The sequence below is a fragment of the Microbacterium istanbulense genome (genome assembly GCF_037204145.1).
GTDB classification, from domain to species: Bacteria; Actinomycetota; Actinomycetes; order Actinomycetales; family Microbacteriaceae; genus Microbacterium; species Microbacterium istanbulense.
Genome location: NZ_JBBDGN010000002.1, coordinates 135,741 through 158,540, shown reverse-complemented (window position 1 = coordinate 158,540; position 22,800 = coordinate 135,741). Strand labels below are relative to the sequence as shown.

The following is a 22,800-nucleotide window of genomic DNA, read 5'->3' as shown; positions in this document are numbered from 1 at the left end:
GCTCCATGCGGAAGTCGCGCTCTCTCGCGCCGTCACTCCCACTCGATCGTTGCCGGCGGCTTCGACGTCACGTCCAGCACCACCCGGTTGACTTCGCGCACCTCGTTGGTGATGCGGTTCGAGATCTTCGCCAGCACGTCATACGGCAGGCGCGTCCAGTCGGCGGTCATCGCGTCTTCACTCGAGACCGGGCGCAGCACGATCGGGTGACCGTAGGTGCGGCCATCACCCTGCACGCCCACCGAGCGCACGTCGGCGAGCAGCACGACGGGGCACTGCCAGATCGTCTGGTCAAGACCGGCCTTGGTCAGCTCTTCGCGGGCGATCGCATCCGCCTCGCGCAGCACGTCCAGGCGCTCCTGGGTCACTTCACCGATGATGCGGATGCCGAGGCCGGGGCCGGGGAACGGCTGGCGGCCGACGATCGCCTCGGGGATGCCGAGCTCGCGACCGATCGCCCGCACCTCGTCCTTGAACAGGGCGCGCAGCGGCTCCACCAGAGCGAAATCGAGGTCGTCGGGCAGGCCGCCCACGTTGTGGTGCGACTTGATGTTCGCCGTGCCGGCACCGCCGCCGGACTCGACGACGTCGGGGTACAGGGTGCCCTGCACGAGGAACTTCACGGGAGCACCGCCGGTCGCCTTCGCCTCTTCGACGAGGTCGCGCTGCACCTGCTCGAACGCGCGGATGAACTCGCGACCGATGATCTTGCGCTTGGTCTCGGGGTCGGTGACGCCGGCCAGGTGGTGCAGGAACGTCTCACGCGCGTCGACGGTGATCAGACGCACACCGGTCGACTCGACGTAGTCCTTCTCGACCTGCTCGCGCTCGCCCTTGCGCAGCAGACCGTGGTCGACGAACACCGCGGTGAGCTGGTCGCCGATCGCCTTGTGCACGAGGGCGGTCGAGACGGCCGAGTCGACACCGCCCGAGAGGGCGGAGATGACGCGTGCGTCACCGACCTGCTCGCGGATGCGCTCGATCTGCTCGGCGATCACGTTGTCGCTGTTCCAGTCCGCCGGAAGACCCGCACCCTTGTGCAGGAAGTTCTCGATGACGTGCTGACCGTGGTCGGAGTGCTTCACCTCGGGGTGCCACTGCACACCGTAGAAGCGGCGCTCCTCATCGGCGAACGCGGCGACCTTGGTGGCATCCGTCGTGGCGAGCACCTCGAAGCCCTCGGGCGCGCGGGAGACCTGGTCGCCGTGGCTCATCCACACGTTCTGCTCGGCGGGCTGACCGCCCAGCAGCGTGCTGTCACCGGCCGAGAGGTGCGCGTCGGTCGCACCGTACTCGCGCAGACCGGTGTTGGCGACTTCGCCGCCGAGGGTCTGTGCCATGTACTGGAAGCCGTAGCAGATGCCGAGGGTGGGAACACCCAGGTCGAAGACGGCGGGGTCCAGGCGCGGCGCGCCCTCCTCGTACACCGACGACGGGCCGCCGGAGAGGATGATCGCCACCGGGTTCTTCGCGGCGATCTCTTCGGCCGTCGCGGTGTGCGGCACGATCTCGCTGTACACGCCGGCCTCACGCACACGACGGGCGATCAGCTGCGCGTACTGCGCGCCGAAGTCGACGACGAGCGCGGGGCGCTGCTGGGTCTCGGTCTGTTCGGTCAACGGACACCTTCCGGGGCGGGGGCGGAGGCGGCGGAGGCCTCCCGGGCGGCAAGATACGCCTTCACGTCACGCGCGACGCGCGCCTCCATGAAGAACGACAGGAACGGGATGACGCCACCGAGGGCGAGCATGATGAACCGCGGGAAACGCCAGCGCATCAGGCTCCACATCCGGAAGCAGGCGAAGAGGTACACGACGTAGAACCAGCCGTGCGCCACCAGGATGCCGAGCGAGACGTTGAAACCGTCGCCGGTCGACATCAGCCCCTCGGCGCCTTCGACCACGGGCGCGAACCAGACCAGGCCGCCGGACCCGCCGACGAAGAGCTCGAGATGGATGGGCGTGTACTTCAGCACCATCTCGGCGACGAGCAGCAGCAGCATGACGCCGGTGATGATCGAGGCGATCTGATAGAACCTCAGCGCTCCGCGGATGGCGGGAAAGCTGGCGGCTTTCGGTTCGGGCATGCCCCCAGTCTACCGGGGATGGCTGAACGCCAGAGGCCGCCGGAATCGCTCCCGGCGGCCTCTGACGGATGGTTCACTCCGCGTCGAGATCGGTCTCCAGCAGGGCGACCAGTTCATCCAGCGCCTGCTCGGCACCCTCGGCGTCCGACTTGAGCGTGACGACGGTGCCCTTGGCGGCCCCGAGCCCCATCAGCGAGAGGATGCTGCCGGCGTTGAGGTCGGCACCGCCCTCGGCGGCGATCGTGACCGGGATGCCCTTCTCCTGCACCGCCGCGACGAAGAGCTTCGCGGGGCGGGCGTGCAGGCCCGAGCTGCTGGCGATGGTCGCCTGTCGTTCTGCCATGTGTCCTTCTCCTTCGGTGGATGGTATGGGTGTGATTATGCGGTACTCAGGCCGCGACCGGAACCGCGGCGACCTGCGCGCGGTCGCTGCGACCGACGAAGCGCTTGAGCACGATGACGGCCAGCGCGCTGACCACGGTGCCAGCGACGAGGGCGACGAGGAAGCCCCAGATCGGGTTGATCGCGAAGAACACGAAGATGCCACCGTGCGGGGCGAGCGACTGCACACCGAACACCATGCACAGCGCGCCGGTCAGCGCACCACCGAGCATCGAGGCGGGGATCACGCGCAGCGGGTCGGCCGCGGCGAACGGGATCGCGCCCTCGCTGATGAACGAGGCACCGAGCAGCCACGCGGCGACGCCGTTCTCGCGCTCGACAGGGGTGAACAGCTTGCGGTCGATCACTGTCGAGGCCAGCGCCATCGCCAGCGGCGGCACCATGCCCGAGCACATCACGGCGGCCATGATCAGGTACGGCGTCGGGTTCTCGGCCGAGGCAGAGGCGAGGCCGGCGGTCGCGAAGGCGTACGCCACCTTGTTCACCGGGCCACCCAGGTCGAAGCACATCATCAGACCGAGGATCACACCGACCGCGACGATGCCCGAGCTGCCGGCCATACCGGTCAGCCAGTCGTTCAGGAAGGTCATCAGGCTCGCGATGGGGCGGCCGAGGAACAGCAGCATGAGACCGGAGGCGACGATCGACGCCAGCAGCGGGATGATCACCACAGGCATCAGGCCGCGCAGCCAGCGCGGCGCGTCGATGCGGCCGATCGCCCAGGCGATGAAACCGGCGAGCAGACCGCCGATGATGCCGCCGATGAAGCCGGCGTTCATCAGCACGGCGATCGCGCCCGCCACGAATCCGGGAGCGATACCGGGCCGGTCGGCGATCGCGAAGGCGATGTACCCGGCGAGCGCCGAGACGAGGAAGCCCATCGAGGTCGCGCCGATGACGAAGAACACCGAGCCGATGTACTGGCCGAGGCCGCCTGCGGGCAGATCCCACAGCGCGTTCTGCAGCACGATGTCGAACGCCCGGTTGTCGGCGTTGACCTCATAGCCGCCGAACAGGAAGCCGAGTGCGATCAGCAGACCACCACCGGCGACGAACGGGATCATGTAGCTCACACCGGTGAGCAGGATGCGCTGGATGCGCCGGCCGAACGACTCGTTCGCGGCGGCGGAGGTGCTCGACGACGACGCGGCGGCCGTGGCCGGCACGCGCGGCGCTGCGGGGTCGGATGCCGCGGCCACGGCCTCGGCGATCATCTGCTTCGGCTGTTCGATGCCGCGCTTCACGCCGGAGCGGATCACCGGCTTCCCGGCGAAGCGCTCCTGCTCACGGACGTCGACGTCGACCGCGAAGATCACGGCATCCGCGTCGTCGATCACGCTCTGCGGCAGCGCCTTGTAGCCGCTGGATCCCTGCGGCTCGACCACCAGGTCGACCCCCTCGGCGCGGCCGGCGGCGGTGAGCGCGTCGGCGGCCATGAACGTGTGTGCGATGCCGGTGGCGCAGGCCGTGACTGCGACGATGCGCGTCGGGCGGGCTTCGCCGTCCACCGGCGCTGCAACCGGCGCGGCGGCGACCGGGGCCGCCGCCTCGGCGGGTTCGTCGCTGATCGCCGCATCCACGATCGCGACCACCTCGTCCTCGGTCTTCGCCGCCCGCAGCGCGGTCGTGAAGTCGTCCTGCATGAGGCTGCGCGCGAGCTTGGAGAGCATCGCCAGGTGGGCTTCGGCCGCGGTGTCGGGGGCGGCGATCAGGAAGACCAGATCAGCAGGGCCGTCCGGGGCGCCGAAGTCGACACCGGGCGCGAGCCGGGCGAATGCGAGGCTCGGCGTGGTGACCGAGGCGCTCTTGGCGTGCGGAATAGCGATGCCGCCGGGCAGGCCGGTCTCGTCCTTCTGCTCGCGCGCCCACGCGTCATCGAACAGCCCCTGCCCGCTGTCGGCACGCCCCTGGGCGGCCACGCGATCGGCGAGGGCGCGGATGACCGCGGCTTTGTCTGTGCCGAGGTCAGCATCAATGCTGACGAGCGCGGCGGTGATGGTGTCTGACACTTTGACCTCCTGTGGGCCGGTGGGTTACAGCGATCGAACGGTGAGGGATTCGCCGCCGAGGTCGGCGGGCGACGGCACCTGGGTGCCGGGGAGGGATGCGGCGGCGGCGCCGTAGCGGATCGCCGAGAGCAGCCGGTCTTCGGGGGCGCCGCCCGCGACGTCGGCCAGCAGGTAGCCGGCGAGTGAGCTGTCGCCCGCCCCGACCGTGCTGGCGACGCGGATGCGCGGCGCCGGGCAGAACCACGCGCCATTGGCGGTGACGAGGACGGCACCGGCGGATCCGAGTGTGACGAGCGCGGAGGCCACCTGTGCCGGGACGATCGTGCGCGCGACGGCCTCGGCGACACCAGCGGGGTCGGCGGGGTCGAGCGCCGCCCCGGTGAACTCCGCGAGCTCATCGTCGTTGGGCTTGATCAGGTCAGGGGCACCGTGCGCGACGACCTGGCGCAGCGCCGGCCCCGAGGTGTCGACCGCGATCTTCGGCGCCTGAGCACCCCACCGGGCACGCACCGCGCGGGCGACATCGACATAGAAGGTGTCGGCCAGCGCGTCGGGCAGCGAACCGGCGAGCACCAGCCACGTCGCCCCTTCACTGGCCGCGACAACCGCATCGGTCAGCGCGGCGACATCGTCTGCGCTCAGCGCGACGCCGGGCAGATTGATCTTGGTGGTGACACCGTCCTGGTCGGTGAGGGCGAGGTTCGCGCGCACGGGGCGTGCCACCGGAACCGCGCGGGTCGGCACGCCCGCGGCCTCCAGCGGCACCCGATACGGGTCATCGTCCGCCAGGGGCAGCACGGCCACGACGGGCGAGGAGGCAGCGGCGATCACCCGCGCGACGTTGATGCCTTTGCCACCGGCATCCTCGCGTGAGGACGTCGCCGCCTGCACCTCACCCGGCGCGAGCGGCGCCGGGAGGGTGATCGTGCGATCGAGTGCGGGATTGGCGGTCAGGGTGACGATCATGCGATCCACACCTCCACTCCGGAGTCGGCGAGAGCCGCGGCGAGCGCCGCGGGGGGTTCGGTGTCGGTCACGAGCACGTCGATGTCGTCGAGCGACCCGAAGGTGACGAGCAGTTCGCGTCCGAGCTTGCTGGCGTCGGCGACGACGACCACGGTGCGCGCAGCGCGGATGATCGCCGACTTGATGGATGCCTCATCGGGGTCGGGCGTGCTCAGCCCGAAGTCGGCGGAGACCCCGTTTGTCCCGACGAATGCGATGTCGGGTCGGAGCCGGGAGATGGCGGCAACAGCATCTGCCCCGACCGCCGCGGCGGTGACGCCGCGGATGCGGCCGCCGATGACCGTGAGCGAGATGCCGTCGGCGCCGGCGAGCGCGGGGGCGATGGTGAGCGAATGCGTGACGGCTTCGACGTGCTCGCGGTGTCGCTCGGTCCCGGTGGCGAGGCGCGCGGTGAGGGCGGCGGCGATGGCGGCCGTCGTGGTGCCGGCGTCGATGAAGACCGAACCGCGGAATCCTGCCGGCAATGCGGAGAGCGCGCGTGCGGCGATGGCCTGCTTCGCGGCTCCGTGCTGCTGGGTGCGCTCGAGAACCGTGGGCTCGGTGGTGCTGTCGGCGTCTTTTGCGACCGCGCCGCCATGCACGCGCACCAGCGCACCGGCCTGCTCGAGCGAGGCAAGGTCACGTCGGACGGTCTCGGTGGTGACATCGAAGCGACGGGCAAGCTCCACGACCGCGACGCGACCCTCGTCGAGCAGGATGCGCTCGATGAGTTGTTGACGCTCCACTGCGTACATGTGCTGGCTCCCTCGCGTGCGAGATGTTTCCCACAAGATACAAGGCATTCCAACACAAACACAAGAGACAATGTGGTTAATTCTGTTTTTGCCTGCGGGCACGACGAAGGCCGCCGGGATCGCTCCCGACGGCCTCGTCGTGTGTCAGCCCGTCACGGCTGACGCAGGGGTGTTCAGAACCACCCGGAGAACAGGCCTCCGAACCAGTCGGCGAGCTCGCTCACCCAGCCGCCGCCGTTTCCGCCGGCGCGGTTGACGACGACAGTGGCGGATGCCGCATCGCCGTCTGCCTGCGCCACCGACACGGTGTACTTGCCCGGCTTGGTGTTCTTCGGAACGACGACGGAGGTGGTGAACGTGCCGTCCTGTCCGACGACGACGGTGCCGACCTCGACCGGCGTCCCCTTCTTCGGCTGCAGCGTCACCGTGACCGTCTCGCCCGGCGTGTAGTCCGCGCCGGTGATCGTGAGCTTCTTGCCCGCGGCCACCTTCGACGATCCGAGCTCGATCGTACCGGCGAACTCCTCGTCGACCGGCTCCCCGGCGATGGTGAACGGCAGCTGTGCCGACGTGCCGGTGCCGGCCACGGCGACCGTGAGCAGCTGCTCGCCGTACACGCCCTCCGGCACGGTGAACGTCAGGCTCACGCGTCCGACCTCGTCGGTCGTGTCGACGATCGTCAGATCCAGTGCACCGGCGGCGAGCTGCGTGTCGCCCAGCGACAGGGTCACCTCGCCAGGAGCGGGCTCGCCCGCGCTGAACGCCAGCGAGGATAGCGCGACCGTGACCTGGTCACCGGCGGTGTAGCCGTCGGCGTCCGGTGCGCTGAAGGTCGCACCCACGGCGCGCTGGGCGTAGTCCGGAGTAGCGGTTTTGTTCGCGTCGAACCAATCGACCATCGACTGCAGGTCGATCTTGCCGGTGTCGACCTTGTTCGTGCCGTCGGCCAGGGTGAGGAACTTGTCGCCACCCGAAGCGAGGAACGAGTTGGCCGCCACCGTGTAGGTGCCCGCCGGGTCGATCGGCTTGCCGTCGAGGGTGATCGACGTGATGTGCGAGCCCTTCGCCGCGGCGGGGTCGTAGGTGTACTCCAGCCCCTTCGAGACGCCGAGCTTGAGGAACGGACGGGGCTCGGTTGCCGGCTGCCACTGCTCCTCGAGCACGCTCTTGATCTGCGCACCGGTGAGCGTCTGCGTCACCAGCGTGTTGGCGAACGGCTGCACGTCGGCCGCCTCACGGTAGGTGACGTTGCCGTTGGGGTCATCCGCGTTGCTGGAGGCGAACGTCAGGTTGGCCCGCAGGCCACCCGGGTTCATGAACGCGATGTCAGCACCCGTCGCCCACTTCTGCACGTCGGCGACGAAGTTGCCGACCGTCGACTCGCCGCCGCGGTTCTCAGTGCCGGCGGACTGGCGCGCGCGGTTGAAGTTGGCGGTGATGTCGCCGACCTTGACGTTGCCCAGCACGTCGGCTTCCTTCTTGGCTGCCGCGACGATCTCGGCGACCTCAGGAACCGGCTTGTAGAGCGAGGTGTACTTCTTGGTGTCCGGGTCATACGACTTCATCGGCTTGATCTCGTTGACGATGGAGAGCAGTTCCTTCGTCTTCGGGTCGACCGTGATGTTCATCAGACCGAGGTTCTCGCCGTACTGACCTGCCGAGACGACCGGGCGGCCGTCGATGACGTGGTTGTACGCCAGGTGCGTGTGCGCCGAGACGATGGCATCCACACTGTTGTCGACGCCGTAGACGATCTCGCCGAGCGCCGTCTCCGGGGTGATGCTGGAGAGCTCGACGGTGCTGGCACCCTCGTGCACGAGGAGGATCACGACATCGGCCTCACCGTTGCCGGCGTCACCGTCGGTGAGCTTGTCGGCCTCGGCGTTGACCGAGTCGACGATGCTGCGCACCTCGAGATCCTTGATGCCGTCGGGTGAGACGAGCGAACCGAGGTCTTCGGTGACAGCGCCGACGAAGCCCACGCGCACACCGTCGAGCTCCTTCACCCACGACGGGGTCAGGGCCGGTTCACCGGTCTCGGTGAGGAAGACGTTCGACGAGATGTACTCCCAGTCGGCGCGGTCCTGCACGCGGTCGCGCAGGTCTTCCCAGCCCTGATCGAACTCGTGGTTTCCGGCCGCGCTCACATCGAGCCCGGCGAGGTTCAGCGTGTCGATCGTGGGATTGTCATCGAGGATGAACGACGTGAACGTCGAGGCTCCGATGAGGTCACCGGCACCCGCGAAGATCGTGTTCGGGTTCTCGGAGCGGAACTGCTGCACCGCGCCGGCGATCTCGGCGATACCCGCCGCCGCACCCGAGGTGTTGGGCTCGACCCGACCATGGAAGTCGTTGATCGTGACGACGTCGATCTCGACCGGCGGCTCGGTGGCCGAGACACCCACGACGATCGGGTCGTGGTCGCTGGAGCGGAACGGCGTGCCCGATTCGGTGGCGCCGAATGCGTAACCACGGTCGCTCCACTCCGGCGAGTTGATCGTCCACACACCGGCACCGGTGATGGATGCTGCCAACGACGGCGACGCGATCACGTGATCGAGAGAGCCCAGCTCGCCGTCGAACGTGTACGTGTACTGCCCGTCGGTCGTGTCAGCCACGAGGTCAGACCAGCCGGCCTCGCTGAAGACATTGATCGGGTCTTCCTTGCTGTACGCGTTGAAGTCACCGATCAGCAGCATGTCGTCGCTACCGCTGGTCTCAGCCAGGGTGTCGGTGAAGGCGAGCAGCGACTCGGCCTGCTTCACGCGGTCGGCGTTGAAGAAGCCCTGCCCGTCTGCGGGCTGGGTGCCGCTGCCCGACTTCGACTTGAAGTGGTTGGCGACGACGGTCACGGTGCGGCCGTCGATGTCGAACGCCTGGGCGATCGGCTCGCGGGCGTTGCCCCACACGGTCTCATCGGTGATCGTGGCGGCGTCACCCTGCGGGGTGACCTCGCCCTTCTTGTAGATGATCGCGTTGGTGATGAAGTCGGTCGTCGCCGCATCGCGCAGCGCGTCGGGCGTGGGCACGTAGTCCCACACCTCGTTGCCCGCGGCGGCGTTGAGACCGTCGACCAGGTCGGCGAGCGCGGTGTCGACCGGCTTGCCGAGCTTGACAGAGTTCTCGATCTCCATGAGCGAGACGATCTCGGCATCCAGTCCGTTGATCGCGGCGACGATCTTCGACTTCTGGATGGCGAACTGTGCGGCATCCGCAGCACCACGCGCATCCGCGTTCTCGCTCTTGAGCGTCGTGAAGTAGTTGTACACGTTGAACGAGCCGACCTGCACGTCACCACCGACGGACGGCACCTCGGAGCGGGGGTTGGCGGCGGTGAATCCGACCTTGTCTGCCGCCGCGGTGGTGGAGTCGATCGGGGTCACCGGCTGCAGACGCCAGTCGTCGAAGCCGTAGCCGAGCACGAGTGCGGTGTCGCCGAAGTCCACCAGGTCGCCGTTGCGGACGACCGCGCCCTTGGTGAAGTAGGGCTGGTCGTTCTCGTGCGCGGCGTTGCTGATCTGGATCGAGTAGCCATCATCGAGCAGGATGCGGTCGGCGCGGTTGGCCGCGGCGATCGCATCGGCGTCGGCTCCGGGGCGCGCAGCCTCGGTGCTCTTGACGTTCAGCTCGCCCGGGTTCAGCCACAGCGTGCCGAAGTTGTAGAGCTGGTGACTGGATGCGACGGCGTAGTCGCCCGTCGGCGCGACGAGCATGCTCTCGAGCGCCTCACGGTCGCTGCCGACGGCGGTGGTCGGCAGCGCGGTCGCCGCGGGCACCCCGGCGTCTGCGGTGGTGACAGTCACGCCCGATGCCGCGGCCGGCTCGATCTGCGTCTGTCCGAAGTACTCGCTCACCGTGCCGGTGACCGAGACGAGGTCGCCGATCTCTCCCGGCACGCTCTTGCCCGCGAGGTACACGAACAGGCCGTCGGAGGCGCCGGGGGTCGCGTCGGTGTCGCCACCGGAGCCCTGCGTCTGGATCACGATGCCGGCATAGCCGCCGGTGCGGTAGTCGGCGGTGATGACGCCGGTGGTGGTGACGACCTGGCCGGCGAGCGGCGAGGTACCGGTGGTGCCCTGGATCTCAGCGATCGTCTTCGCGGTGGGCTCGGGCTCGGGGTCGGTGCCGCCCCCTCCCCCGGAGTTCTTCGGGGTGATCTCGGCCGACAGGCTGAAGTCGGCGCTGTTGACGTCGGTGTCTGCACCGTCGGTGCGGTTCAGCGACCGCACATCGGTGTTGCTCGACGGGGCAGTCGCCTTGCTGCCCTCGAACGTGTTCGATCCGCCATAGCCGAGCAGGTCGACGACGTCGTCCTGTCCGACGATCGATCCGGTGCCCAGCGTGACAGCCGAGGTGCCGTCGACCAGCGCGATGGTGCCGGTGGTGCCGCTCGGGTTGATGCTGCCCGTGACATCCGGCTTCGGCAGAGCCGCCGCGGTGGAGCCGGCGTTATTCGTGCCGCCCTGCACGAGGAAGTACCCGCCGGCGGGGATCGTGCCGGTCAGTGCCGTGACGCCCGTGAACGCGCCGGTGCCGCCCGCGGAGCGGTACTGCAGCGACATGCCGGCCAGGTCGATCGGCGCCGACGTCGGGTTGTACAACTCGACGAACTTGTGCGTGAACGCCGCTCCCGCGCTGCCGCCGGACAGGTACGCCTCGTTGATCACCACCCCCGTCCCGTCGACAGTGGCGAAGGCGGGTACGGCCGCGAGCGAGCCGAAGCCCAGCGCGACTGTTGTGGTCATGGCGAGGGCGCAGATGCGGCCCCTCGATCGGTGTGTCACGGGAACCTCACGGTTCTCGTCTTGCGGGGCTGGCATCGTCGCTGTCTCCTCATTCAGGTCCTCGACGGCTCTCGTGAAACCGTCGGCACGCGCGCCACGGGGGCGTGCACACATGGATGAGACACTAAGCGGACTCTCAGACAATCCTCAAGGGGGTTGTCCGAACGGTCACCCACCGGTCACCCGAAAGGCCCCGGATCGTCAGGATTCAGACGATGCCGCGTCGTCGAACTCCTCGAGCTCACGTTCCCAGGCGTCGCGCGCAAGGCGGTACCAGAGGTAGAACGCGAACCCAGCGAAGATCACCCACTCCGCGGCGTAGAAGATGTTCAGCCAGTTGACCGTCGATTTCTCTTCCGGTGCCGGCGAGTCGATGTGCTCGAGGCCCGCCGGCGCCTGCGCAGACGCGAGGTACGGGCGGTACACGTCGAGCTGCTCGGTGTCGTGCCAGCGCGAGAGCAGGGCCGCGGGCGACATCCGGTCGAGCTCGTACGGCGCGGCCCGAGGCGGAACCGTCACGCCCTCGTCGTCGATCAGGCGGCCGGTGATCGCCGCGTCTGCCGCCCCGGCATCAGTCAGCTCGGCCGCGGCAGCATCCGCCTGCTCGCGCGTCGGGGCCCAGCCCAGCGCGACAGCGATCGAGGTGCGTTCGGCGACGCGCAGCTGCCCGGTGACCCAGTAGCCCTCCACGCCGCCATTGAAGCGGCCGGAGACGACGATGAAGTCTTCCGGCACCCAGGTGCCGCTCGTCTCTACCCGCTGACCGCCCGACGACTCGGCCAGGTAGTGCCCGGGCTCGACCACCTGGGCCAGCGGCACGACCTCCTCGGTCACGCCGGGAGCCGGCGGGTCCGTGTCGACCGCGCGCGCGAGCTGCCATTGGCCGAGCCACGCGAAGACACCGGCCACCACGAGGCACAGCAGCAGCATCCCGAGCCACCGCGGACGCTGCAGCACCTCGCGCAGGGTCGGCGGGAACTCAGGGATGTCGCTCGCCGCGGGCCTGTCGCCGCGGTCGTCGGATGCTGGGGTCATCCCTGCTCGTAGGGGGCGAGGACGACCTCCACCCGCTGGAACTCCTTGAGGTCGGAGTAGCCGGTGGTCGCCATCGACTTGCGCAGGGCGCCGATGAGGTTGGCGGTGCCGTCGGCGACGGGTGCGGGGCCGTAGAGCACCTCTTCGAGCGTGCCGATGCCTTCCACACCGACGCGGCGGCCGCGCGGCAGCTGCGGGTGGTGCGCCTCAGGGCCCCAGTGGTAACCCCGGCCGGGGGCATCCGTGGCGCGAGCGAGGGCGACGCCGAGCATGACAGCATCCGCCCCCATCGCGAGCGCCTTCACGACGTCTCCCGATGTACCGACGCCACCATCGGCGATGACGTGCACGTAGCGCCCGCCCGACTCGTCGAGGTAGTCGCGGCGCGCAGCAGCGACGTCGGAGACCGCGGTCGCCATGGGCGCGTGGATGCCGAGGGTCGCGCGCGTCGTCGATGCCGCTCCCCCGCCGAAGCCGACGAGCACGCCAGCGGCCCCCGTGCGCATGAGGTGCAGGGCGGCCGTGTAGGTGGCGGCCCCGCCGACGATCACCGGCACGTCGAGGTCGTAGATGAACTTCTTCAGGTTCAGGGGCTCGGCGACGCTGGAGACGTGCTCGGCCGAGACCGTCGTGCCGCGGATGACGAAGAGGTCGACGCCTGCGGCGATGACCGTCTCATACAGCTCCTGCGTGCGCTGCGGAGTGAGCGATCCGGCCACGGTGACACCCGCTTCGCGAATCTCGGCAAGGCGCTGCTTGATCAGCTCGGGCTTGATCGGCTCGGCGTACAGCTGCTGCATCCGCACGGTGGCCTGCTCGTCGGGCAGCGCGGCGATCTCGTCCAGCAGCGGCTCCGGCGACTCGTAGCGGGTCCACAGGCCCTCGAGGTCGAGCACGCCGAGGCCGCCGAGCTGACCCAGCATGATGGCCGTCTGCGGGCTCACCACCGAGTCCATCGGCGCGCCGAGCACGGGGATGTCGAAGGTGAAGGCGTCGATCGTCCACGACGTGGAGACGTCTTCGGGGTTGCGCGTGCGTCGCGACGGCACCACCGCGATGTCGTCGAACGTGTACGCGCGGCGTGCGCGCTTGCCTCGGCCGATCTCGATGTCCATGGTCACCCCTCCACCCTACCGTTCGCGCTCCCGCCGCTCAGCGGGCGCGCGCCACCCTCGCCTCGTCCCACACGGGCACGTCGGATTCGTAGACGTCACCGTCCTGCCCGAACACGAGGAACCGATCGAAGGAGCGCGCGAACCACCGGTCATGCGTGACGGCGAGCACGGTGCCCTCGAAGCGCGCGAGCGCCTGCTCGAGCGCCTCGGCCGACTCCAGGTCGAGGTTGTCGGTGGGCTCGTCAAGGAGCAGCAGGGTCGCACCCGAGAGCTCCAGCAGCAGCACCTGGAACCGGGCCTGCTGCCCGCCGGAGAGCTGGTCGAACACCTGCTGCGCCTGGCGGGCGAGGCCGTAGCGGTCCAGTGCCGAGGTCGCCCCTTCACGCGGCATCCCGTGACGGCGGTCGTCACCGCGGTGCAGGATGTCGAGCAGCGAACGGCCGGTGAACTCCGGATGCTCGTGCGTCTGCGCGAACAGACCCGGCACCACGCGCGCGCCGAGCACCACCGTGCCGGTGTGCGCGACCAGTTCGAGACGAGCCCCGGCCGATGTGAGATGGCCGAGCGTGCCGTCCGGCTCGGTGCCGCCCCGGGCGAGCAGCCGCAGGAAGTGCGACTTCCCCGACCCGTTCGAGCCGAGCACGGCGACGCGATCACCGAACCAGATCTCGGCGTCGAACGGACGCATCAGCCCGCTTAACTCGAGGTCGGCGGCGACGATGGCCCGTTTGCCCGTGCGCGCGCCGCGCAGGCGCATGTCGAACTCCTGCGCGGGCGGGCGCTCCTCGGGCGGACCGGCCTCTTCGAACTTGCGCAACCGGGTCTGCGCGGCCTGATACCGCGAGGCGAAGCCGTCGTTGGCCGAGGCCTTCACCTTGAGGGTCGCCACCAGGGTGCGCAGCTTGAGGTGCTGCTCGTCCCAGCGCCGACGCAGTTCGTCGAGCCGGTCCATCCGATCGATTCGTGCCTGGTGGTAGGTGGCGAAGCCGCCGCCGTGCACCCAGGCGACCGCCCCGGCGCCGCCGGGTTCGAGCGTGACGATGCGGTCGGCGGCGCGGGCGAGCAATTCGCGGTCATGCGAGACGAGCAGGACGGTCTTCGGCGTCTCGCGCAGTTGCCCTTCGAGCCACCGCTTGCCCGGCACGTCGAGGTAGTTGTCGGGTTCGTCGAGCAGGAGCACATCGTCGGGGCCACGGAGCAGGGCTTCCAGCGCCAGCCGCTTCTGCTCGCCGCCGGAGAGCGTGGCCAGGTCGCGGAACCGCGCTCGCTCGAACGGGATGCCGAGGGCGGCGACCGTGCACCTGTCCCACACGGTCTCGTGCTCGTAGCCGCCGGCGTCGGCGTACTCGGCCAGCGCGGTCGCGTAGGCCATCTGCGTGCGCTCGGTGTCGTCTTCGATGAGCGCGTTCTCGGCAGCTTCGAGCGCCTGGGCGGCGGCACGGATGCGTGCCGGCGCCACCCGCACGAGCAGGTCGTGCACGGTGCCGGCATCGGCATGCCCGACGAACTGGTCCATCACGCCCAGCGCCCCGTCGATCGTGACGGCGCCGGCGTCAGCGGACTGAGCGCCACGAATGATGCGCAGCAGCGTCGACTTGCCGGCGCCGTTGGGGCCGATGAGGGCGCTGGTCGAGCCGTTGCCGACGCGGAACGTCGCCTCGTCCAGCAGCGGCCGACCGTCAGGGAGGGTCAGCGAGATGGCGCTGACATCGATATAGCCCACGGGTGGAATCCTTCCGCCCGCAGAGCAGCGAGCCGATCAGGCTATCAGGGTTCGGAGTGCCGGGCGAGGAGTTCGATGAGCAAGGTTTCCGCGACCTCGGCGGGCAGCGCTTCGATCAACGCCATGAGGGTGGCGAGCGGCTGATCGGCCGAGACCCGGCCGGCGCCGGCGAGACGCAGCAGTCGCCACGCGGCGCTCGGCGAGGGGATGCGTCCGCCCGGCCCGTACCCGAGGGCGCGCAGCGCGCCGCGCAGCACGCGCGGATCGGCAGCGGGGCGCCCGCGCACGGCATCCGCGGCGGCGCTGAGCGAGGCGAGGAAGTCGTCCAGCCCGGCCTCGAGCACCGGAGTGAGGGTGAGGTGCGCGCTGCGGGGCAGGCGCGTGCCGTCGGCCTGCACGAAGCCCGGCTGATGCTGGATCTTCCAGCCATGCGCGGTGAGCGCGTCGGCGAGGTGGTGCGGGTCGACGCGTCTGTCTGCGGGCACAGCCGTGTCGGCGACGAGAGCGAGGGCGGGTCCCACCGGGTCGCCCCACACGCGCAGGCCGTCGATCGCCTGCACGGTGGAACGGATGCCGGATGCCGCGCGCACGATCGACCCGGTGAGCTCGGCGTACCCCCGTGAGCCCAGGTGCTGCACGATCGCCCACGCCGCAGCGGTGGGCGACGCCGACCGTGAGCCCAAGAGAGTCGGGTTGACGACCGGATAGCCCGCCCAGCGCGTGGTGGCGAAGAACTGGGCGCGGTGGCGGCGGCGTCCGCGGTGCAGCAGCACCGAGACCCCCTTGGGTGCGTAGCCGAACTTGTGCAGGTCGGCCGACAGGCTGGTCACCCCGCGCACCCGGAAGTCCCAGGCGGGCAGCTCCGGCCACCAGGGCAGCACGAAACCACCGAAGCAGGCGTCGACGTGACACGAGATCCCCCGATCGGCGGCAGCCGCGGCGACCGGCGCGATGGGGTCGAGCTCGCCCGTGGGATACGCGGGCGCGGAGACCACGACGAGCGCGACGTCGTCGCCCATCCGGTCGATCATCGCCGCCGCGTCCACGCCGCCGTCAGCGCGGCACGGCACGGGGTCGAACTGCAGGTCGAACAGTCCTGCCGCCTTCTGGAACGCGGCATGCGCAGTCTGCGGGGCGACCAGGCGTGGGCGCTCGTGGGCACGGTTCGGGTGCGCACGCCGCCACAGATCGCGCGCCGTCTTCACCGCCAGCAGGCAACTCTCGGTGCCGCCGCTGGTGACCGAACCGACGACCGAGCCACCGCCGTGGAAGCTGCGTCGGGCGAAGGCGATGAGGTCACGCTCCATGGCGGCGATCGAGGGGAACACCGTGGGGTCGAGCCCGTTCAGCGGCCGGGCGAGCGCCGCGGCGCGTTCGGCAAGCTCGTCGAGCTCCGGCCGGCCCGAGTCGTACACGTACGACAGCACCCGTCCGCCGTGGGTGGGCGCGTCACCGGCGCGCAGACGCTGCAGTCGGGTCAGGATCTCGTCGGGGGCGGTCATGCGGCGTCTCCTGCGGTGGGGGCTGTGCCCGCGATATCGCTCTCGCGCAGCCGGTATCGGGCGAGGCTCACCAGGCTGAGCACCATGAGGGCTGCGGGCAGGGCGCTGAAGGCCAGCGCGATGCCGACCCGGGCGGCATCCGGCTGCGCCGCGGCCTGCGCGCCGGCGGTCGATTCGATGTACCCGGTGACGGCGAGCACGATCGACAGCACGGTGGCGCCGAGCGCCATGCCGGTGGTCTCCCCCGCTGTCCACACCCCGCTGAACATGCCCGCCCGGCCGCGGTCGCCGCCCCGCCTACGGTCGTGCGCGATGATGTCGGGCAGCATCGCCATCGGCAGGGTCTGCATGCCAGCATACGCCGCGCCGGCGAGCGCGACCGGCGCGAGGATCCACCACCCCGGCGCCCACACCATACCCACCAGCACGAGCACGGCGAGGAGGAAGAGCAAGCTGGAGAGGCGGAACGCGCGCTCCTTGCCGACCCGGTCGGCGACGAGCTTCCACAGTGGTGCCGCGAACAGCGCGGGAGCGATCAGCGCGAGGAACAGCGGAGTCACCGCGCCCTCATCGTCGAGCAGCCAACGCGCGACGAACTGCGCCGCTGCCAGCATGAGGCCGGTCGCCAGCCCCTGCAGCATGTAGGTCAGCAGCAGCGCGCGGAACGGCTGGCTCTCGCGCAGGACCCGCAGCGCGGCGCGATAGGGCGAGCCGGATGCCGCGGGGGCCGTCGAGCCGGCGGGTGGGGCGAGTGCCGTGCGGGGCGCCACGGTCGCGGCGATGAGCATGCCCACGGCAAGCACGACCGCGGCCACGATGGCCATCACGAGATATCCGGTCAGCGGGGCGTCAGGGAACAGCCCGCGCAGTTCGGGACCACCGGCACCGAACAGCAGGATCGCGAACGTCAGCACGACGACCCGCCAGCTGAGCAGCCGGGTGCGCTCGCGATAGCTGTCGGTGAGCTCGGCCGGGAGCGCGATGTAGGGCACCTGGAACAGGCTGAAGCATGTCGCGGCCAGGATGAACGCCACCAGCACCCACACCGCGGACGGCATCGCACCGAGCCCTCCTGGCACGGCGAAGGTGAGCACGAACGCGATCGGCAGCCCGATGCCACCGATCACCATCAACCCGCGCCGCGTGCCGTGCCGCAGGTGCGCCCGGTCGCTGAGCTCGCCGATCACGGGGTCGATGAGCACATCCCATACCTTCGCGGCGGTGACGATCACGCCCGCGGCGAGCGCCGCGACGCCGAGCGAGTCGGTGAGGTAGTACACCAGCACCAGTCCCGGCAGCGTGGCGAAGCCGCCAGTACCGAGGGAGCCGATCGCATATCGGGTGACCTGACCGCGCGAAAGTCGGTCAGCGGTCGTCGGGTTCGACGCTGAAGCCATGCCGCCCACTTTAGTGAGCGGCCGCCGCCTCACGCCGCCGAGTAGCGCCCGGAGGCGATCGCGCGGGCCCTGGCCTTCTCAGCCTCTTCCTCACGGTTCTTCGGCGGCCTGGTCGCGACGAGATCATCGAGCAGATGCTGCGTGGCATGGGCGATCTCGGCGACGGCCCGGTCGAAGGCCTCCTGGTTGGCCTTGGAGGGCTTGGTGGTGCCGGCGATCTTGCGCACGTACTGCAGGGCGGCAGCGTGCACCTCATCGTTCGTCGCGGCGGGTTCGAAGTTGTGGAGAGTGTGGATGTTGCGGCACATACCGGGCACGCTACGCCGCGGCGCCGACACAGGAAAGAGGTCGTGCGCCACCCACCCCGGCGCTACGCTCAGGACACGGCCACCTGGGTCGTCTGCGCGCACGAGAAGGAGTCCGTCGATGACCGATCAGCCACCGCCCCCGAATCCGGGCATCCCCTCGGGACCGCCCAGCGCCCCCGCCTACCAGCCGCCATCGGCGACGTACCCCGCCTACGGCTCCCCCGCCTACGGCGCCCCCGCGCCCGCGCCCAGCCAGGGACTGGCCATCGCCGGCCTCGTGCTCGCCTTCGTCGCGGCACCAGTCGGCCTCATCCTCAGCATCGTCGCGGCCGTCAAGCTCAAGAAGCAAGGCGCCCCGAGGGGCCTTGCGATCGCAGGCATCATTGCCGGAGCGATCCTCACCGTGCTGGGGATCGCCGCGCTGGCCATCGCCGGCGCCTTCTTCGCCAGCATCTTCAGCGTGTGCGCCGAGTACGGTCCCGGCGTCTGGCAGGTCAACGGCGTCACCTACACCTGCAGCTGATCCCGCACACATGACGAAGGGCCGGATGCTGCGCGCATCCGGCCCTTCGCTATGAGGTCACTTCTTGTAGTTCGGCGCCTCGACGACGATCTGCACGTCGTGCGGGTGCGACTCCTTGAGCCCGGCCGCCGTGATGCGCACGAACTTGCCGCGCGTCTTGAGCTCCTCGATGGTGCGCGCGCCGACATAGAACATCGACTGACGCAGGCCGCCGACCAGCTGGTAGGCGACGGCGGCGAGCGGGCCACGGTAGGGCACCTGGCCCTCGATGCCCTCGGGGATGAGCTTGTCGTCGCTGGGCACGTCGGCCTGGAAGTAGCGGTCCTTCGAGTACGAGGTCTGCTTGCCGCGGGTCTGCATCGCACCGAGCGAGCCCATGCCGCGGTACTGCTTGAACTGCTTGCCCGACTGGAAGACGATCTCGCCCGGCGACTCGTCGGTGCCGGCGAGCAGCGAGCCGAGCATGACGGCATCCGCACCGGCGACGAGCGCCTTGGCGATGTCGCCCGAGTACTGCAAGCCACCGTCGGCGATCACCGGCACACCCGCGGGGCGGGCGGCGAGCGAGGCCTCATAGACGGCGGTCACCTGCGGCACGCCGACACCGGCGACCACGCGGGTGGTGCAGATCGAACCGGGACCGACGCCCACCTTGACGGCATCCACACCGGCATCCACCAGCGCCTGGGCGCCCTCACGCGTGGCGACGTTGCCGCCGATCACGTCGATGTGCGCGAACGACGGGTCGGCCTTGAGGCGACGGACGAGGTCGATCACGCCCTGCGACTGGCCGTTGGCGGTGTCGACGACGAGCACGTCCACACCGGCGTCGCGCAGCGCCTCGGCGCGCTCCCACGCGTCGCCGAAGAAGCCGATCGCCGCGCCGACGCGCAGGCGGCCCTGGTCGTCCTTGGTGGCCAGCGGGTACTTCTCGCTCTTGTCGAAGTCCTTGATGGTGATCAGGCCGGCGAGCTTTCCGTCGGCATCGATCAGGGGGAGCTTCTCGACCCGGTGCTTGGCGAACAGCGCGATGACCTCACCTGCGGCCACCCCCACCGGCGCGGTGACGAGACCGTCGCCGGTCATGACGTCCTTGACGAGGGTGGTCTGCCGTTCGAAGCCGGAGACGAAGCGCATGTCACGGTTGGTGATGATGCCCACCAGACGCCCTTCGGCGTCGACGACGGGAAGGCCCGAGATGCGGTACTTGGCGCAGAGCTGGTCGACCTCTTCGACCGTCGCGTCGGGCGAGGTGGTGATCGGGTCGGTGATCATGCCCGACTCGCTGCGCTTGACGCGGTCGACCTGCGCGGCCTGGTCGGCGATCGAGAGGTTGCGATGCAGGATGCCGATGCCGCCCTCACGTGCCATGGCGATCGCCATGCGCGCCTCGGTGACGGTGTCCATGGCGCTGGAGAGCAGCGGGGTGGCCACCGAGATGCGGCGAGTCACGCGCGAGGACGTGTCGGCCTCGCTGGGGATGACATCGGTGTGGCCGGGCAACAGCAGCACGTCATCGTAGGTGAGTCCGACGAAACCGAACGGGTCGTGCTGCTCCATAAAGGGCTCCTCTGCGCGGGGGCGCGATGTGTGGGGTGTGAGCGTCAAAACACGGAGCCAGCCGAGGACGGCGGCGACTCCGTCATGTATCGATTGTAAGCGTCGTGACACACCCGATATTCCCGATTCCTGGACGGAGGGTGCGAATGCCCCCGGCGGGGGGTACGCTCAGTCCGACGTCCACGTCCGGACCGGCCACCCGAAGCCGCGTCTATAGCAACTCGATGGGGAGGATGCGTGGGACCGAGATCAATGACGCTTCGGCGTCCCCGAAGCGGACTGATCGCCTTGTTCGCGGCGTTGGTGGCAGCATTCCTGCTGTTCGGCCAGCCCGCAGCACCGGCGTTCGCCGACACAACCGATGACGGCCAAGAGGTCACCGACTACTACTTCGGTGGCGTCATCACCTTCGACGACGAACCCGTCGCCGATGTGGTGATGACTATCAGTGGCAACGGCTTCGAGGGCAAGACAACGACAGACGCCGAGGGCAAGTGGCGTCTGTATGTGCCCGAGAAGGAGGTCTACACCCTCACGGTCGATGAGACGACCCTGCCCGACGGCGTGATCGTCGACGCAGCGCAGCTGCCCCCTGGCACGCAGCCGATCGCCGGAACCACGGCCTCGTTCGAGGTGGAGTTCGGTCTGACCGGCACCAAGATCATGAACCTGTTCCTCGGCGAGGGCGAGCGCGTCACCGTGTCGTTCATCGACCAGTTGCTCTCACGACTGGTAGGCGGGCTCAACTTCGGTCTGCTGCTGGCGCTGGCCTCGATGGGAGCGGCGCTGATCTACGGCACCACGCGCCTGTCGAACTTCGCGCACGCCGAGATGGTGACCTGGGGCGGCCTCGTCGCGCTGGTCACGACCACGATGTGGCACCTGCCCCTGTGGGCCGGCATCATCGCCGCCGTGGTCGGTGGCGGACTGTTCGGTTGGGCGATGGATGCCGGAATCTGGCGTCCGCTGCGCAAGCGAGGCCTGGGCGTCGTGCAGCTCATGATCGTCAGCATCGGCCTGTCGCTGGCACTGCGCTACCTGTTCCAGTTCTGGATCGGCGGCGGCACGCAGCAGCTTCCGGGTGCCAGCCCCACGCCCATCCAGTTCGGTCCCATCTCGCTGTCCTACATCGACCTGATCGGCATGGTCGTGAGCATCATCGTCATACTCGGGGTGGCGTGGTTCCTCACCCGCACCCGGATCGGCAAGGCGACCCGAGCCATCTCCGACAACCCGCAGCTGGCGGCGGCCTCCGGCATCGATGTCGACAAGGTCATCCGCTACGTGTGGATCCTCGCCGGCACGCTGGCGGCGATCTCCGGCATCCTCTGGGGCTACTTCCGCCCCGGCGTGAAGTGGGACATGGGCATGCAGATGCTGCTGCTCATCTTCGCCGCGATCACGCTCGGCGGACTCGGCACCGCGTTCGGAGCCCTCCTCGGCTCGCTCATCGTCGGCATCGCGGTCGAGGTCTCGACCCTGTGGATCCCGTCGGACCTCAAGTACGCGAGCGCCCTGGTCGTGCTCATCGTCATCCTCCTGGTCAGGCCGCAGGGTCTGCTGGGCCGCAAGGAAAGGTTGGGTTGATCATGGATTTCGGAAGCATCTTCTCCAACACGGCTGTCTACCTGTTCAGCCCCGTCACGATCGCCTACGCGCTCGCGGCGACCGGCCTTGCGGTGCACTTCGGATTCGCGGGCCTGCTGAACTTCGGCATGGCGGCGTTCATGGCGATCGGCGGCTACGGCTACGCCATCTCCGTCCTCTCGTTCGGTCTCCCCTGGTGGGTGGGCATGCTGATCGGTCTGCTCGGCGGTGCGCTGTTCGCGGTGCTGCTCGGCATCCCCACGCTCCGCCTGCGCGCCGACTATCTCGCCATCGCGACCATCGCGGCCGGTGAGATCGTCCGCCTGCTGTTCACCACGCAGGTGTTCGACAAGTGGACCAACTCGGCCGACGGACTCGCGCAGTACAACGGCGGGTTCCGTGACGCCAACCCGTTCCCGCCCGGAACCTACGGCTTCGGCCCGTGGACGTACACGGCGAACGACCTGTGGAACCGCGTGTTCGGCGTGATCCTGCTCGCCATCGCGATCGTGCTGGTCTGGGCGCTCATGCGCAGCCCGTGGGGTCGCGTGCTCAAGGGCATCCGTGAGGATGAGGACGCGGTCCGCTCGCTCGGCAAGAACGTCTTCGCCTACAAGATGCAGGCGCTGATCATCGGCGGCGTGATGGGCGCGGCGGGCGGCATCGTCTTCGTGCTCCCCTCCGCGGTGGTCCCCGGCAGCTACACGACGTCGCTGACGTTCTTCCTCTGGACGATCCTGCTGCTCGGCGGCGCGGCGACCGTGTTCGGTCCCACGCTCGGCGCGGTGCTGTTCTGGGTGGTGTTCGCGTTCCTGTCGAACCTGCTGCCGAGCATGGCGCGCGCCGGCATCCTGCCGATCAGCGACAGCCAGGCCTCCACGATGGTGTTCATCTTCGTCGGCATCGCGCTGATGCTCCTCGTGATCTTCCGCCCGCAGGGCATCCTCGGAAACAAGAGGGAGATGACCTTTGTCAAGTGAACTGAACTCCTCCGAGCCGGCTGCCGAGA

At 69.3% G+C, this 22,800-nt stretch carries 17 protein-coding genes; 3 read left to right on the top strand and 14 right to left on the bottom strand.

Annotated elements, in window-relative coordinates; all coding sequences use genetic code 11:
* Positions 1 to 32 precede the first annotated feature (32 nt).
* The 13 genes from guaA to WDU93_RS03655 all read right to left on the bottom strand — a co-directional run bounded on the left by guaA (position 33) and on the right by WDU93_RS03655 (position 18,121).
* Positions 33 to 1,619 carry a glutamine-hydrolyzing GMP synthase gene (guaA, locus tag WDU93_RS03715; protein WP_337317655.1) on the bottom strand — a complete coding sequence of 529 codons (1,587 nt, stop codon included), beginning with the start codon at positions 1,617 to 1,619 and terminating at the stop codon, positions 33 to 35.
* Positions 1,616 to 2,086, bottom strand: coding sequence for a DUF3817 domain-containing protein (locus WDU93_RS03710; RefSeq protein ID WP_337317652.1), 471 nt, complete (start codon positions 2,084 to 2,086; stop codon positions 1,616 to 1,618). Before WDU93_RS03710 ends, guaA begins: the two co-directional genes overlap by 4 nt.
* A 73-nt stretch (positions 2,087 to 2,159) precedes the next feature.
* On the bottom strand, positions 2,160 to 2,429 hold the full coding sequence (locus WDU93_RS03705; protein ID WP_337317649.1) for an HPr family phosphocarrier protein: 270 nt from the start codon (positions 2,427 to 2,429) through the stop codon (positions 2,160 to 2,162).
* 46 nt (positions 2,430 to 2,475) lie between these two features.
* The gene (locus tag WDU93_RS03700; RefSeq protein WP_337317647.1) at positions 2,476 to 4,497 is read right to left on the bottom strand and encodes a PTS fructose transporter subunit IIABC; all 2,022 of its coding nucleotides are present in this window, start codon (positions 4,495 to 4,497) and stop codon (positions 2,476 to 2,478) included.
* Positions 4,498 to 4,521: 24 nt separating this feature from the next.
* A complete protein-coding gene (locus tag WDU93_RS03695) occupies positions 4,522 to 5,463 on the bottom strand; it encodes a 1-phosphofructokinase family hexose kinase (protein WP_337317645.1) in 942 nt (313 codons plus the stop codon).
* Positions 5,460 to 6,257: a DeoR/GlpR family DNA-binding transcription regulator gene (locus WDU93_RS03690; RefSeq protein ID WP_337317643.1), complete on the bottom strand. Its 798-nt coding sequence runs from the start codon at positions 6,255 to 6,257 to the stop codon at positions 5,460 to 5,462. The genes WDU93_RS03695 and WDU93_RS03690 overlap by 4 nt, the downstream gene beginning before the upstream one ends.
* 173 nt (positions 6,258 to 6,430) lie before the next feature.
* Positions 6,431 to 11,002 (bottom strand): ExeM/NucH family extracellular endonuclease, encoded by a 4,572-nt coding sequence (locus tag WDU93_RS03685; protein ID WP_337317640.1) that lies wholly within the window; start codon positions 11,000 to 11,002, stop codon positions 6,431 to 6,433.
* Between the two features lie 240 nt (positions 11,003 to 11,242).
* On the bottom strand, positions 11,243 to 12,076 hold the full coding sequence (locus WDU93_RS03680) for an SURF1 family protein (protein ID WP_337317638.1): 834 nt from the start codon (positions 12,074 to 12,076) through the stop codon (positions 11,243 to 11,245).
* Complete coding sequence (locus tag WDU93_RS03675; RefSeq protein WP_337318085.1) at positions 12,073 to 13,191, bottom strand: GuaB3 family IMP dehydrogenase-related protein; 1,119 nt, start codon at positions 13,189 to 13,191, stop codon at positions 12,073 to 12,075. The genes WDU93_RS03680 and WDU93_RS03675 overlap by 4 nt, the downstream gene beginning before the upstream one ends.
* 37 nt (positions 13,192 to 13,228) lie before the next feature.
* Entirely contained in the window at positions 13,229 to 14,914 is a 1,686-nt protein-coding gene (locus WDU93_RS03670; protein WP_337317635.1) for an ABC-F family ATP-binding cassette domain-containing protein, read from the bottom strand.
* Positions 14,915 to 14,958: 44 nt separating this feature from the next.
* Positions 14,959 to 16,416, bottom strand: coding sequence for a pyridoxal phosphate-dependent decarboxylase family protein (locus tag WDU93_RS03665; RefSeq protein WP_337317633.1), 1,458 nt, complete (start codon positions 16,414 to 16,416; stop codon positions 14,959 to 14,961).
* On the bottom strand, positions 16,413 to 17,813 hold the full coding sequence (locus tag WDU93_RS03660; protein WP_337317631.1) for an MFS transporter: 1,401 nt from the start codon (positions 17,811 to 17,813) through the stop codon (positions 16,413 to 16,415). Before WDU93_RS03660 ends, WDU93_RS03665 begins: the two co-directional genes overlap by 4 nt.
* Before the next feature lie 29 nt (positions 17,814 to 17,842).
* Positions 17,843 to 18,121, bottom strand: a complete 279-nt coding sequence (locus WDU93_RS03655) for a DUF2277 domain-containing protein (RefSeq protein WP_337317629.1) — start codon at positions 18,119 to 18,121, stop codon at positions 17,843 to 17,845.
* 118 nt (positions 18,122 to 18,239) lie between these two features.
* On the opposite strand from WDU93_RS03655, the gene WDU93_RS03650 reads away from it, so the two are divergent.
* Positions 18,240 to 18,644 (top strand): hypothetical protein, encoded by a 405-nt coding sequence (locus WDU93_RS03650; protein ID WP_337317627.1) that lies wholly within the window; start codon positions 18,240 to 18,242, stop codon positions 18,642 to 18,644.
* Positions 18,645 to 18,701: 57 nt separating this feature from the next.
* Here WDU93_RS03650 and guaB read toward each other — a convergent pair whose 3' ends face one another.
* The gene (gene guaB / locus WDU93_RS03645; protein ID WP_337317624.1) at positions 18,702 to 20,204 is read right to left on the bottom strand and encodes an IMP dehydrogenase; all 1,503 of its coding nucleotides are present in this window, start codon (positions 20,202 to 20,204) and stop codon (positions 18,702 to 18,704) included.
* A 252-nt stretch (positions 20,205 to 20,456) separates the two neighbouring features.
* Between guaB and WDU93_RS03640 the strand changes: the two genes are divergently transcribed.
* Positions 20,457 to 21,791: a branched-chain amino acid ABC transporter permease gene (locus WDU93_RS03640; protein WP_337317622.1), complete on the top strand. Its 1,335-nt coding sequence runs from the start codon at positions 20,457 to 20,459 to the stop codon at positions 21,789 to 21,791.
* A 2-nt stretch (positions 21,792 to 21,793) separates the two neighbouring features.
* Positions 21,794 to 22,771, top strand: coding sequence for a branched-chain amino acid ABC transporter permease (locus WDU93_RS03635; protein ID WP_337317620.1), 978 nt, complete (start codon positions 21,794 to 21,796; stop codon positions 22,769 to 22,771).
* Positions 22,772 to 22,800: the final 29 nt, after the last annotated feature.

Coding starts and splice junctions, on each gene's coding strand:
- WDU93_RS03710 (WP_337317652.1), bottom strand. CDS start 2,086: ATGCCCGAACCGAAAGCCGCCAGCTTTCCCGCCATCCGCGGAGCGCTG.
- WDU93_RS03705 (WP_337317649.1), bottom strand. CDS start 2,429: ATGGCAGAACGACAGGCGACCATCGCCAGCAGCTCGGGCCTGCACGCC.
- WDU93_RS03695 (WP_337317645.1), bottom strand. CDS start 5,463: ATGATCGTCACCCTGACCGCCAATCCCGCACTCGATCGCACGATCACC.
- WDU93_RS03690 (WP_337317643.1), bottom strand. CDS start 6,257: ATGTACGCAGTGGAGCGTCAACAACTCATCGAGCGCATCCTGCTCGAC.
- WDU93_RS03685 (WP_337317640.1), bottom strand. CDS start 11,002: ATGACCACAACAGTCGCGCTGGGCTTCGGCTCGCTCGCGGCCGTACCC.
- WDU93_RS03680 (WP_337317638.1), bottom strand. CDS start 12,076: ATGACCCCAGCATCCGACGACCGCGGCGACAGGCCCGCGGCGAGCGAC.
- WDU93_RS03675 (WP_337318085.1), bottom strand. CDS start 13,191: ATGGACATCGAGATCGGCCGAGGCAAGCGCGCACGCCGCGCGTACACG.
- WDU93_RS03665 (WP_337317633.1), bottom strand. CDS start 16,416: ATGACCGCCCCCGACGAGATCCTGACCCGACTGCAGCGTCTGCGCGCC.
- WDU93_RS03660 (WP_337317631.1), bottom strand. CDS start 17,813: ATGGCTTCAGCGTCGAACCCGACGACCGCTGACCGACTTTCGCGCGGT.
- WDU93_RS03655 (WP_337317629.1), bottom strand. CDS start 18,121: ATGTGCCGCAACATCCACACTCTCCACAACTTCGAACCCGCCGCGACG.
- WDU93_RS03650 (WP_337317627.1), top strand. CDS start 18,240: ATGACCGATCAGCCACCGCCCCCGAATCCGGGCATCCCCTCGGGACCG.
- guaB (WP_337317624.1), bottom strand. CDS start 20,204: ATGGAGCAGCACGACCCGTTCGGTTTCGTCGGACTCACCTACGATGAC.
- WDU93_RS03640 (WP_337317622.1), top strand. CDS start 20,457: ATGACGCTTCGGCGTCCCCGAAGCGGACTGATCGCCTTGTTCGCGGCG.
- WDU93_RS03635 (WP_337317620.1), top strand. CDS start 21,794: ATGGATTTCGGAAGCATCTTCTCCAACACGGCTGTCTACCTGTTCAGC.